Consider the following 12,583-nt stretch of genomic DNA (forward strand, 5'->3'; position numbering starts at 1 on the left):
CGATTGGAGGTCCTCGATGGACCTGCACCTAACCGTCCAGGCCGATTCGACCGTCCTGCGCGTACGTGGTGACGTCGACATCTCCTGCTCACCCGAGCTGCGCGAGCGTCTGCTCGCCGCGCTCGAACCACCGCGTCCTCGCCTCGATGTCGATCTCTCCGAGGTGACCTTCATGGACGCGAGCGGGGTGGCCGCCCTGATGGCCGCCCGCCGCCGCTCACTGCGTCTCGGGGGCGGCGTGTGCCTGGTCTCCCCCTCCTCGTCCGTACGCCGGGTGCTGGAGGCGAGCGGGCTGGGCTCCCGGTTCCCCGTCCGCCTCGTCGCCGCGCCGGAGCCCGCCCCTCCGGGCGCCAAAGCGCGCCAGGCCAGCTACGGCGCCTCCGGCTGAGGCACCCCTGAACCGCATCGTCTCCCCGGCGTCCACTTCACGCGGTGGACGCCGTTCGCTTTACCATGGTCTTGACCAAGTTCCATGTATTTCCTACCTTATAAATAGGTAATAACGGGAGGCGAGCGTGACCGGATCCATCTGCGTCGTCGGCGCCGGTGAGACGGGTATCCGGCTGGTCGAGCGGATCCGCGCCAACGCCGCGAAGGCCGGTACCCGGCACCCGCTGGAGGTCCACCTCGTGGACCCCGACGCGCCTCCCCCCGGGGCGGTCGGCCCGGATCCGCAGGCCCCGGGCCTGCGCATCCACCTGCACCGGGCCGGCGCCATCGACCTCGCGGGCCGCCGCGTCCTGCTCGACGACGGCACGCGCGTCGACACCGACGCGGTCGTCCTCGCCCAGGGGTGGCCCGACGTCCTGCCCTCGGCCCGCGAGCAGGAACTGCGCCACTTCGCCCGCGAGAACGGGCTCTACTACCGGCCCGCCGGGCACGTGGCGGACCGTCCCCTGGAGCAGGTCCCCGGCGGCGAGCCTGTGCTGGCGCTCGGGCTCGGCTCGGTCCTGGCCGACGTGCTCACGCGGCTCACCGTCGCCCGGGGCGGGCGGTTCCGGCACGGGGCGGACGGCGAGCTGATCTACCAGGCGAGCGGGCGCGAGCCGCTGGTCCACGTCGGGTCGGTGCGCGGCGTGCCCCCGCACGCCCAGGTCGGATACCGGCTCACCGGCGAGCGGCCGCCGCCCCCGAGGTTCGTCACGCGCCTGGGCGAGGGGGCGCGCGGCTTCCGGGAGGAGGTGTGGCCCCTCGTGGCCAAGGACCTCGCCTCCGCCTACTACCACCACCTGCTGACCGTCCACCCCGACCGTGCCCGCGTGGGCTGGGACGCCTTCGCCGGCGCCTTCGAGGCGGAGGAATGGGACGGCAGGGCCATGCGCGCGCTGATCCGCACGGCCGTGCCCCGGTTCGAGGACCGCCTCAACTTCGCCCGCCTGGACCGCCCGCTCGCCGGCATGAGGTTCGGCGACCTGGCCGGGCTGCAGCGGTGGATGCACGGCTACCTCTCCGCCGACCTGTCCCGCCGCGCGGACCCCTCCCACAGCGCCGACCTCGCCATGATCCACGCGCTGCGCGACGTGCTCGACTTCCTCACCGGCCGAGTGCCGGAGGACGCCTGGTTCCACCGCCTCGCCCGCCACACCGCCGGGACGCTGCCCGCCGGGCGGATCGCCGAGCTGCGCGCGCTGGCCCGGGCGCGGGTGGTGACGTTCCTCGGCGCCGAGACCCGGGTCGAGCCCACGCGGGAGGGCCTGTGGCGCGCCACCTCGGCGACCGTGCCCGGCGCCGTCACCGCCCGGGCCTTCATCGAGGCCAGACGCCCCGGGCCCAGCCTGGACCGCACCCGCGACCCGCTGCTCAGGCGCCTGTACGCCCGGGGGGAGTGCGCCGAGGAGTCCGGGCGGCTGAAGGTGAGCCTCCCCGGCCACCGCATCGTCGACCAGAACGGGACGGCCCACCCGTACCGCTTCGCGCTCGGGCCCTGGACCACCGGCGGCCACCCCCTGTCCGCCGACGACCCGGCGATCCGCCACGCCGACACCCTCGCCCGCACCCTGCTCACCACGACGGCGAACCCCCGGGTGGCCCGGGTCGCCTAGGTAGCCTGTGCCGTCCCGGTCTCCGCCGCGGGGCTGGAGCCGGTGTGCCGTCAGGCGAGGCGGCGGGCGCCGGGGGCCGGGGTGGCCGGGAGGAAGCGCGGGGGAGCCCAGCCTCGCTCGGCATACGAGCGGGCGACCTCCTCGCGGACGCGGTCCAGGCGGTCGGCGGCGACCAGCGCGATCGCCGAGCCGCCGAAACCGCCACCCGTCATGCGCGCCCCGCGCGCGCCGCCCCGGACGGCGGCCTCCACCGCGACGTCGAGCTCGGCGCAGGACACCTCGTACTGGTCGCGCAGGGACAGGTGGGAGGCGTTCAGCAGCGCGCCGATCTCGGGCAGGGCCCCGGCGCGCAGCAGGCCGATCACCGCCTCGACCCGGTGGTTCTCGGTGACCACGTGCTGGGTGCGCCTGCGCTCGTCGCCCTCCAGCGCCGCCAGAGCCGCCGCGAGGTCGGTGACGTCGCGCAGCGACTCGACGCCGAGGCGCTTGGCGGCGTTCTCGCAGTCCTGGCGGCGGCGGGCGTACTGGCCGTCGGCGAGCTCGTGGTGGACGCCGGTGTCGATGATCAGCACCTGGAACCCCTCGGCGGCGAGGTCGAGGGGGACGGCGCGGGTGGCGAGGCTGCGGCAGTCCATGAACAGGGCGTGCCCCTCCTTGCCGAGCGCGGAGGCGGCCTGGTCCATGATGCCGCAGGGCATTCCGACGAAGTCGTTCTCGGCCTTCTGGGCGAGCAGGGCGAGGTCGAGCCCGCCCAGCCCCAGCTCGTAGAGATCGTTGAGCGCGAGGGCCACCGAGACCTCCAGGGCGGCGCTGGAGGACAGCCCCGCGCCGCGCGGCACGTCGCCGTCGATCACCAGGTCGGCGCCCCGGACGGGGTGCCCGGCCCGGCGCAGCGCCCAGAAGACCCCGACGACGTAGCGGGTCCAGCCTTCTGCCTGGTCGTAGGCGCTGATCCGCTCGACGTGAGCGCTCCCGTCGGCCGCCTGGAGGGACAGCAGCCGGACGGTGTCGTCGTCGCGGCGCGCGGCGGCGGCCGTCACCCCCCACGGCACGGCGAAGGGCAGCACGAAACCGCCGTTGTAGTCGGTGTGCTCGCCGATCAGGTTCACCCGCCCCGGCGCGTGCCAGAGGCCCTCGGGGTCACGGCCGAACGCCGTACGGAACGCTTCTGCACCGCGCATGACGACGCACTCCTCACTCGGGGCTCACTCGGGGTCCCCGTAAGCGTAGTCCGGTCCGGCCACCCGCTCCCGCGTGCGAGGCTGTAGCTGTGGACAAGTCCGCGTCATCCACAGCCGGAGGGCTCCCGGACCTGCGGCTGCCGAGCCCGCTGGAGGAGCTCGACGACCCACGGCTCGGCGGCGTCCGCCTGTTCCTCAAGCGGGACGACCTGATCCACCCAGACCTGCCGGGGAACAAGTGGCGCAAGCTCAAGCACAACCTGGCCGAGGCGGCGCGTCAGGGGGCGCACACCCTGCTGACCTTCGGTGGCGCCTACTCCAACCACGTCCGCGCCACGGCCGCCGCCGGCCGGCACTTCGGGTTCGCGACGGTCGGGGTGATCCGCGGCGAGGAACACCTGCCCCTCAACCCGTCCCTCGCGTACGCCGTGGGACGGGGGATGCGGCTGGCCTATCTGGACCGCACGACCTACCGCGCGAAGAACGACCCCGGCGTCATCGCCCGCCTGCGTGAGGAACACGGCGACTTCTACCTGATCCCCGAGGGCGGCAGCAACGCCTGGGCGGTACGGGGGTGCGCCGAGCTGCCCGCGGAGGTCGCCGCCCAGCTCGGCGACGACGGCTTCGACGTGATCTGCTGCGCGTGCGGCACCGGCGGCACGCTCGCGGGCATCGCCGCGGGGTTGCCTCCGGGCCGCCGCGCCCTGGGGTTCTCCGTGCTGAAGGGCGGGGAGTTCCTGGCGGCGGAGGTCGAGCGGCTGCGGCGCGAGGCGTACGGCACGTCCTCGGCGAACCACGCCCTGGAGCCCGGCTTCCATTTCGGCGGCTACGCCCGGACCACCGCCGAGCTGGACGACTTCGCCCGCGACTTCGCCGCCCGGCACGGCCACGTCCTGGAGAGGATCTACGTCGCCAAGATGCTCTACGGCGTCTTCGCCCTCGTCGCGCGCGGCGCGTTCCCGCCCGGGACGCGGATCGTCGCTGTCGTGACCGGCGGGGCGGCGCCCTGGGACGACGACGGCGGGCGAACACCCGGAATCAGGGGGAAAAGTGCGAAATAACGGAAAGCTGGGGAGTCGGAACGGCCGAAAGATGGTAACGGTCGCAAAATGATGTAAGCGGTTTGCAGCCGTTGCGACCTATGATTGCGCCGTGACTCGGCGACTTGCGGAAGTGGCGAAGAAGGTCGGCGTCAGCGAGGCGACCGTGAGCCGGGTGCTCAACGGCAAGCCGGGGGTGGCGGAGGCGACCCGCGCGGCGGTCCTGACCGCCCTGGACGTCCTCGGCTACGAGCGCCCGACGCAACTGCGCGGCGAGCGGGCCCGGCTCGTCGGCCTCGTGCTGCCCGAGCTGGGAAACCCGATCTTCCCCGCGCTCGCGGAGGTCGTCGGCGGCGCCCTGGCCCAGCAGGGCTTCACCCCCGTGCTGTGCACCCGCACCGCGGGCGGGCTGTCGGAGGCCGACTACGTCGAGATGCTCCTGGAGCAGCAGGTGTCCGGCGTCGTCTTCGCCGGCGGTCACTACGCCGAGGCCGACGCCCCCCACGAGCACTACTACCGCCTGCTGGAGCTGCGCCTGCCCGTCGTGCTGGTCAACGCCGCCACCGACAGCCTCGGCTTCCCCCAGGTCTCCACCGACGACGCCGTGGCTGTCGAGCAGGCGTTCGGCCACCTCGCCTCGCTCGGCCACGAGCGCATCGGCCTGGTGCTCGGCCCCGGCGACCACATCCCCTCGCGGCGCAAGCTGGCCGCGTTCCTGGCCTGCGCGAAGGCCACCGGCCTCGCGGCGGGCCCCGAATGCGTGGAGCACACGCTGTTCTCGCCCGAGGGCGGCCAGGCCGTCACCACCAGGCTGCTCAAGCGCGGCGTCACCGGCATCATCTGCGCCAGCGACCCCCTCGCGCTCGGGGCCGTGCGCGCGGTCCGCCGCTTCGGCATGTCGGTGCCCGAGGACGTGTCGGTGGTCGGCTTCGACGACTCGGCCTTCATGAACTGCACCAACCCGCCGCTGACCACCGTCCGCCAGCCCATCGAGGCCATGGGCAGGACCGCCGTCACCCTGCTGGTCGGCCAGATCGAGGGCGCGTCGGTCACCGCCGAGGAACTGCTGTTCGAGCCGGAGCTGGTCGTGCGCGGGTCGACCGCCCCCGCCCAGACCTCCGCCGCGCCGGTGGACCGGGACGGGGAGCACCGGGCGCGCAGCCGTACTTAGAACGTGACACAGGGCGCGTAAGGTGACTCGGCGGGCCCGACCCCGGCGGGCGTCCCTGGTCACAGAAGGAAAGGCAGGCCGTCATGTCGCCCGATCGTCGCATTCTGTTCGTCCATGCCCATCCCGACGACGAATCGATCGGCACCGGCGCCACGATGGCGAAGTACGCGGCCGAGGGCGCCCACGTCTGCCTGGTGACCTGCACGCTCGGCGAGGAGGGCGAGGTCATCCCGCCGGAACTGCGCCACCTGGCCGCCGGCCGCGAGGACCGGCTGGGGGAGTACCGCGCCGGCGAGCTGACCCGCGCGTGCGCGGCGCTGGGCGTCACCGACCACCGCTTCCTCGGCGGGGCCGGGCGCTGGCGCGACTCGGGCATGATGGGCGCGCCCACGAACGAGGACCCCGACTGCTTCTGGCAGGCCGACCTCGACCTCGCGGCGGCCGAGTTGGTCGGCGTCATCCGCGAGGTGTGCCCGCAGGTCGTCGTGACCTATGACGACAACGGCTACTACGGCCACCCCGATCACATCCAGGCACACCGCGTCGCGTGGCGGGCCTTCGAGAAGGCCGCCGACCCGGCCTTCGGCGAGGGCGAGCCGTGGGCCCCGTCCCGCTTCTACGCCACCGCCATGCCCCTGTCGGTCCTGGAGCAGGGCGTGGACGCGGGGCCGTTCGAGCGCCTGAAGTCCGTGGAGGAGTTCGGCTTCGGCGTCCCCGACGCCCAGGTGACCACCCGCGTCGACGCCGGCGACCACCTCGACGCCAAACGCGCCGCCCTCCGCGCCCACCGCACCCAGATAACCGTCAAGTCCGACTATTTCGCCCTCTCCAACAACATCGGCCAGCCCCTGTTCCCGGCCGAGTACTACACCCGCCTCGCCGGCCCCGAGGGCCCCCTGGACGAGACCGGCCATGAGACCGGCCTCTTCGCCTGACGGGGTGAACGCGGCATATGCCGACACGAGTGGCTGCGGAATTGAGGGTGCCACGACTTGACTCGTTGACTCCCTTCTTTCGCGGTATAACTAGGGAGTGGTCGGAGTGAGGAGGGGATCTCGATGACCGCCGTCAAGCTCCGGAAGTCCATGGCTCACGCGAGCAAGGAGAAGAAGACCCGGGCCGCCGCCACCGCGCATCCGCGCCATGCGACCGCCCTGGCCGCGGAGGCCTCACGCACCAAGGAAGCCGAGGAACGCGCTGCTCTGGCTCTGTTCGATCAGGCCGGCAAGCTGGACAGAGTGGCTTGCAGCACACAGGAGGCCGATACGCGCGACGCGGTCAGGGAAGTGGTCGCCGACCTACTGGCCCGCGCCCGGCCCGTACGGGTCGCGACCGCGTCGAAGATTCTCAAGTGCGACATGAAGACCGTGCGAGCTTGGGTCAGAGAGGGGGTCCTCACCTCGGTCCAGGCGAAGCCCCGGCTGATGCTCGACGCGGAGCGCTTGTACACCGTGGCGGCCCTCGTCCGCGACCTTCGGAAGGCCGGACGATCCCGGAATCTCCTCCAGGCGGTCTGGCGGCGTCTGGAGGACGACGGACTGCTGCAGAGCGACGAACTGGCCGAGGGCCTTGAGCAGATGCGCAAGGGCGCGGGCCGTCCGTGGCGCGAGATCAGGGCCGAGTGGAGCTCGAAGGAGCCTGGACTGTTCACCGATGAGGACTGAGGTCTTTCTCTCCGAGCTGGCTCAGAAGCAGGCCGGAATCTTGAGAGGGCCCGATCTGAAGGCACTGGACGCGTTCATCAGGGATCTCGAGGCGCGAGGGTGTGCGGCCCTCGGATACAGGCTCACCGGGGACGTTCCTGTGAGCCGGCTCTGCGTCAAACACCTGAGGAACGCCGGCCGCGCGGTGGTCGCGTTCGAGGAACCTGGCCGTGCCTGGGTTCTGCTGATAGGCGCGCATGACGAACGTGATCGGGCGCGTGACGTCTACGCCGCGCTCTGGAAAGTGTGCGGCCTCGAGGCTCCCCCGTCCGGCAGACGTACCAAGCCTGCCTGCTGCGACGACGACGGCGCGGATCCGCTTTCCCCGGAGGTGGACGATCTGGTGACGCGCTGCCGGGACCTGGCGAGACCGGTGCGCCGACGACGCTGAGAGATCCGCCGGGGACGCGGTACGGCCCGCGCCCTGGCGGGGAGCGCGGGCCGTACCTGGGAGGGGTGCCCGACGGCCCATGGCAGGAGGCCGCGGCGGGACCCGGGGTCGGAGGGTCAGGGAGTCAGAGGGTCACCAGGTCGAGGGGGCCGGGGGCGCCACGACCGGGGGACGGTCGTCGCAGGTGATGGTGTTCGGCAGTTCCCAGGGGGCGAGCCACGGGCCGGTGGTGCCGCCGCCGTCGTTGCCGCCGAGGTCGGTCAGCGAGAACTCCGAGCCGGTGGGCGGGAAGTTGAAGCTGCCGCAGTTGTTGACGCCGGCGGCGCCGACGTTGCGGGCGTCCACGTTCTCGAAGGAGGCCGAGCCCTTCACGCGGGCGCTGACCACCGAGGTGCCCGTGCCGTCGACCCGGACGTCCTTGAAGTGGACGTTCGTGATCGAGTATTTGTCCTTCACCGGCCAGTCGCTGACCATCATGATCGCGTTGTAGGTGTTGTCGAGGAAGTGGTCCCCCACGACCTGGATGTCGGCGTCGATGCTCTTCTCCAGCGCGAACAGCCAGATCGCGCCGAGGCCGATGTTCCAGTTCAGCTCGTAGGTGCCGGCCCGGACCGTGGTGTTGTTCGTGATCCACAGGTGCCCGGCGAACGCCTCGGCGCCGAAGCGGGACCCGGCGTGGATGCCGCTGCCCTCGCGGATCGGGTCGGCGACCAGGTTGCCCGAGACGGTGTTGTCCGTGCCGCCGTAGATCGCGATGCCGTTGGCCAGGACCGGCGTCTGCACGGTGTTGTGGTCGAAGGTGTTGCCGGCGTTGGCGGTCTTCTCCGACCACATGGCCAGGCCGTCGTCGCCGGTGTTGCGGACGAAGGTGTTCGACACCGACGAGTTGGTGACGCCGGTGTGGAAGTTGATCGCGTCGGCGATCTGGTCGACGATGATGCTGTTCCTGATCTTCAGGTTGGTCATCGGGCCGTCGAACCACATGCCGACCTTGGTGTGGCGGATGTAGAGGCCGTCGATGGTCGAGTCGCTCAGCGCGCCGCCGATGCCGTTGACCTGGTCGGTGTCGATGCGCTCGCGGACGTCGCCCTGGATCGTGAAGCCGGACAGGTGGACGTTCCTGCTGCCGCCCGCCGAGGCGTCCTTGCCGTAGAAGCCGACGCCGGTGTGCACCGAGCCGTCGGGGGCCGGCGTGGGCAGGGCGACCTCGCGGCCCTTGATGATCGTGTACCAGTTGCCGGCGCCCTCGATCGTCACGTCGTCGACGATGATGTGGCGGTTCACCTGGAAGGTGCCCGGCGGGACGTACACCTTGAGGTTGTTGCGCTTGGCGAAGGCGATCGCCTTGTCGAACGCGTCGGCGGAGTCGCGGCGGCCGAGCGGGTCGGCGCCGAACGCCAGCACGTTGGCCGCGACGACCCGGACGTGCGGCGCGCCGACCAGCTCGGAGTCGAGCAGGTCGACGACCGTCCACGCCGCGTTGCTCCCGGCGGGGACGCTGAGCCGCACCTTGTCACCGGCGCGGTAGGTCCTGCCGAGCAGCAGGCGCTGCTCGTCGTAGAAGTGGCTCGGCCGGAACGGCTTGGTGATCGTCGGCGCGGGCGTCGTGGCGCTCGGGACGCACTGGCACTCGGTGATCCACCAGTCCGGGTGCAGCAGGTCGGCGTTCGGGTCGTTGGTGAACGGATACTGGTTGTACAGCCAGGCGTACTGCGAGGTGAGCGTGAGGGCCCGCTTGGCCCCGCCGTTCACCGTCACGTCGAGCGGCGCGGTGATGCCGCCGCCGTTCGGCGCGTCGGGGATGCTGTAGCGCACCGTGATCGCGTTGGCCGCGGCCGGCAGCGTGAACTCGACGTACTGGCCCGGCGTCAGCTTGACCGCCTTACGGCCGGACGCCTCCGACGGCAGCGTGTAGGCCTTGCGGTCCGGGCCGATGACGGTGCCGTTGGTCGACGCGTTCTCCGCCTCCTGCTCGGCGAACGCGACGGAGGCTCCGCGCCCCGCGACGAGCGCGGGGTCGAGGGCGGCACGCGTCACGGCGGGGGTGGCGGCGGAGGACGTGCGCGCCGACTGGAACGAGGACTGGAACGGGGACTGCGCGTCGGCGGCCGTGGTGAGCCCCGCGAGCGCCAGCGCGGCGCAGGCCACCACGGCGGGCAGCCTGAAGACAGCTCCTTGCATGGGGGTGAACTCGCCTTCTCAGGAGTGGCGTGGGAAGAGGGCCGTCCCGGGCGGGACGGCCCATAGCGGAGGGACGGTGAAGACAGAGGGCGTCCGTGTCCCCGAGAAGACGGCCGGCCCTGCGTGGCGGACGGGTGCGGATAGTACGTCGTACGGACTCGTACGGACGTCGTACGGACGTCGTGCGGACAGGGTCGTGCGGGCTTCAGGCGGTGCGCAGCCAGACGGCGGTGTCGGTGGGGAGCAGCTCGCCGTCCAGCGGGCCGCTGGCGAGCACGACGCCCTGGTTGGCCGGCAGCGCGACCGGCCCGGCGCCGAGGTTCACCACGCAGGCCAGGCCCGACTCGCGGGCGAAGGCGAGGACGTTCTCGCCGGCGTCCAGCCAGCGCAGGGTGCCGTCGCCGAGCTCCTGGCGGCGGATGCTCAGCCCGGCGCGGTACAGGCAGAGCATGGACCCGGGGTCGGCGTCCTGCGCCTCGGCGGTCAGGTCCTTCCAGGTGGCGGGCTGCGGCAGCCACGGCGTCCCGGTGCCGTTGCCGAACGGCGCCGCCTGGCCGGACCACGGGAGCGGCACGCGGCAGCCGTCCCGGCCGGGCACGGTGTGCTTGGAGCGGGTCCAGATCGGGTCCTGGCGCAGCTCGGCGGGGATGTCGTCGACCTCCGGCAGCCCCAGCTCCTCGCCCTGGTACACGTACAGGCTGCCCGGCAGGGCCATGGCCAGCAGCGCCGCCGCGCGGGCGCGGCGCTCGCCGAGCACCAGGTCGGACGGGACGCCGTCCCGGCGGTCGGCGTGGCTGAAGGCGGTGTTCTCGCGGCCGTACTTGGTGACCGGGCGCGGGACGTCGTGGTTGGACAGCACCCAGGTCGGCGGTGCGCCGATCGGCAGGTGCGAGGCGAGCGTCATGTCGATCGACTCGCGCAGCTCGCGCGCGTCCCAGGGGCGGGACATGAAGTCGAAGTTGAACGCCGTGTGCATCTCGTCGGGGCGCAGGTAGAGCGCGAACCGCTCCTGGTCGGGCAGCCACACCTCGCCGATCAGGATGCGCTCGCCGTACTCGTCGGCGATGCGCCGCCAGCCACGGTAGATGTCGTGGACGCCGTCGTGGTCGGTGTAGGACTCCTCCTCGCTGGTGAAGTCCTTGATCAGCACGGCGGCGGAGTCGATGCGGATGCCGTCCACGCCCCGGTCGAACCAGAACCGCAGGACGTCGTGGAACTCCTCGATGACCTCGGGGTTGGTCCAGTTGAAGTCCGGCTGCTCGGGGGCGAACAGGTGGAGGTACCACTGCCCGTCGGGGACCTGCGTCCACGCGGGCCCGCCGAAGATGGACTTCCAGTCGTTGGGAGGCAGCCCCTCGCCCCGGCCCTCGGCGAACCAGAACCGCGCGCGCTCGGGCGAGCCCGGGCCGGCGGCCAGCGCCTGGACGAACCATTCCTGCTGGTCGGAGCCGTGGTTCGGGACGATGTCGATGATCGTCCTGATGCCCACCGCGTGCGCTTCCTGGATGAACTTCTCCGCCTCCGCCAGCGTGCCGAAGCTGGGCTCGATGTCGCGGTAGTCCGCCACGTCGTAGCCGCCGTCCGCCATCGGCGAGGGGTACCAGGGGTTGAGCCAGACGGCGTCGACACCGAGATCGGAGAGGTACGGAAGACGGGACCGCAGGCCGGCCAGGTCGCCGATGCCGTCGCCGTTGCCGTCGGCGAAGCTGCGCAGGTAGACCTGGTAGATCGCGGCTCCCCGCCACCACGTTTCGGACATGCTGGAATCTCTCCTTACAGATTCGGTGTACGGCTCGCGCCGCCGCGTCGGGCGGCCCAGGCCGTGTGTACGGCTGCGCGTGGGCGTTGTACGGCTAGCTCCGGGTCATCCCTTGAGGCTTCCGGCGGTCAGGCCCGCCATGATGCTGCGCTGGAAGATGAAGAAGACCACGATGGCCGGGATGCTCGCGATGACCAACGCCGCCATGAGCACGTTCTGCGGCATCTGCGCCGACAGCGAGGAGATGCCCACGCTGATCGACATCTTGTCGGTGTCGGGCAGCACGAGCAGCGGCCAGACGAAGTCCTTCCAGACGTTCACGACCGCCAGGATGGACACCACGCCGATGATCGGCCGAGATACCGGGAGCACGATCGACCACAGGATCCGCACCGGGCTGGCGCCGTCGATCTGGGCGGCCTCCAGCAGTTCCCGGGGGATCGAGTCGAAGAATCGCTTGAGCAGGAAGATGAAGAACCCGTTGGCGGCGGCGGGCAGCCAGATCGCCCAGGGGGTGTTGAGGAGGTTGAACCCGAGGATCGGGAGGTCCTTGACGGTCAGGTACGCCGGCAGCAGGATCACCATCGGCGGGATCATGAGCGTCGAGAGCATCAGGGCGAGCACGAGCTTGCCGAGCACCGGCCGCAGCTTCGACAGCGCGTACGCCGCCGTCACGTCGATGGCCAGCGTGAAGAACCAGGCGCCGGCCGCGTATATGAGGGTGTTGCGCAGGAACAGGCCGAGGTCGAGCTGGTCCCACGCCTCCTTGTACACCCCCCAGTCGATCGACTTGGGGAAGAACGTGGGCGGCATCTGGGCGAACTCGTCGGCCGACTTGAGCGCCCCGGTGATCATCCAGTACAGGGGGAACACGAAGACCGCGGTGAAGAGCGCCACGACGGTGACCAGAACGATCCAATAGATCGCCTTGCCGTGCGGGGTGCTCAGCGTCTGCGGCGACACGACGCCGCGGAACTGGCGCTGGGGCTCCCTGGCCCGCCTGCGCCGTCGTTCCGCACGGGGGCCGGGCACCTGCGGGGCCCCCGGTCGGGCGGGGCGGCTCGGGCGCACGTCACTGCCCGCCGACCGGACGGTGCTGTTCGACATCGCTGCCA

11 protein-coding genes are annotated in these 12,583 nt (G+C 71.7%); 7 read left to right on the plus strand and 4 right to left on the minus strand.

Features of this window, described 5'->3' with window-relative positions; all coding sequences use genetic code 11:
* Positions 1-16: 16 nt before the first annotated feature.
* Together DQ384_RS04760 and DQ384_RS40965 are read left to right on the plus strand one after the other, a co-directional pair.
* Positions 17-388: an STAS domain-containing protein gene (locus tag DQ384_RS04760; protein WP_114027419.1), complete on the plus strand. Its 372-nt coding sequence runs from the start codon at positions 17-19 to the stop codon at positions 386-388.
* Positions 389-515: 127 nt separating this feature from the next.
* Positions 516-2,042 (plus strand): Rossmann-fold NAD(P)-binding domain-containing protein, encoded by a 1,527-nt coding sequence (locus DQ384_RS40965; protein WP_181871025.1) that lies wholly within the window; start codon positions 516-518, stop codon positions 2,040-2,042.
* A gap of 50 nt (positions 2,043-2,092) precedes the next feature.
* On the opposite strand, the gene galK is transcribed toward DQ384_RS40965, so the two are convergent.
* Positions 2,093-3,223, minus strand: a complete 1,131-nt coding sequence (gene galK / locus DQ384_RS04770) for a galactokinase (protein WP_114027420.1) — start codon at positions 3,221-3,223, stop codon at positions 2,093-2,095.
* An 89-nt stretch (positions 3,224-3,312) separates the two neighbouring features.
* On the opposite strand from galK, the gene DQ384_RS04775 reads away from it, so the two are divergent.
* The 5 genes from DQ384_RS04775 to DQ384_RS04795 all read left to right on the plus strand — a co-directional run bounded on the left by DQ384_RS04775 (position 3,313) and on the right by DQ384_RS04795 (position 7,528).
* Positions 3,313-4,284, plus strand: coding sequence for a 1-aminocyclopropane-1-carboxylate deaminase/D-cysteine desulfhydrase (locus DQ384_RS04775; protein WP_114027421.1), 972 nt, complete (start codon positions 3,313-3,315; stop codon positions 4,282-4,284).
* A gap of 91 nt (positions 4,285-4,375) precedes the next feature.
* A complete protein-coding gene (locus tag DQ384_RS04780; RefSeq protein WP_114027422.1) occupies positions 4,376-5,434 on the plus strand; it encodes a LacI family DNA-binding transcriptional regulator in 1,059 nt (352 codons plus the stop codon).
* Between the two features lie 83 nt (positions 5,435-5,517).
* Entirely contained in the window at positions 5,518-6,369 is an 852-nt protein-coding gene (mshB, locus tag DQ384_RS04785) for an N-acetyl-1-D-myo-inositol-2-amino-2-deoxy-alpha-D-glucopyranoside deacetylase (RefSeq protein ID WP_114027423.1), read from the plus strand.
* A 123-nt stretch (positions 6,370-6,492) separates the two neighbouring features.
* The gene (locus DQ384_RS04790) at positions 6,493-7,098 is read left to right on the plus strand and encodes a hypothetical protein (RefSeq protein WP_114027424.1); all 606 of its coding nucleotides are present in this window, start codon (positions 6,493-6,495) and stop codon (positions 7,096-7,098) included.
* Positions 7,088-7,528: a hypothetical protein gene (locus tag DQ384_RS04795; RefSeq protein ID WP_114027425.1), complete on the plus strand. Its 441-nt coding sequence runs from the start codon at positions 7,088-7,090 to the stop codon at positions 7,526-7,528. Before DQ384_RS04790 ends, DQ384_RS04795 begins: the two co-directional genes overlap by 11 nt.
* A 132-nt stretch (positions 7,529-7,660) precedes the next feature.
* On the opposite strand, the gene DQ384_RS04800 is transcribed toward DQ384_RS04795, so the two are convergent.
* The 3 genes from DQ384_RS04800 to DQ384_RS04810 all read right to left on the minus strand — a co-directional run bounded on the left by DQ384_RS04800 (position 7,661) and on the right by DQ384_RS04810 (position 12,575).
* Positions 7,661-9,709 (minus strand): glycosyl hydrolase family 28-related protein, encoded by a 2,049-nt coding sequence (locus tag DQ384_RS04800; RefSeq protein ID WP_114027426.1) that lies wholly within the window; start codon positions 9,707-9,709, stop codon positions 7,661-7,663.
* 205 nt (positions 9,710-9,914) lie between these two features.
* On the minus strand, positions 9,915-11,468 hold the full coding sequence (locus DQ384_RS04805; RefSeq protein WP_114027427.1) for a glycoside hydrolase family 13 protein: 1,554 nt from the start codon (positions 11,466-11,468) through the stop codon (positions 9,915-9,917).
* 105 nt (positions 11,469-11,573) lie between these two features.
* Positions 11,574-12,575, minus strand: a complete 1,002-nt coding sequence (locus tag DQ384_RS04810) for a carbohydrate ABC transporter permease (protein WP_114027428.1) — start codon at positions 12,573-12,575, stop codon at positions 11,574-11,576.
* Positions 12,576-12,583 lie beyond the last annotated feature (8 nt).

Origin of the sequence: Sphaerisporangium album, assembly GCF_003323745.1 — a bacterium.
In the GTDB taxonomy this organism is placed as follows: domain Bacteria; phylum Actinomycetota; class Actinomycetes; order Streptosporangiales; family Streptosporangiaceae; genus Sphaerisporangium; species Sphaerisporangium album.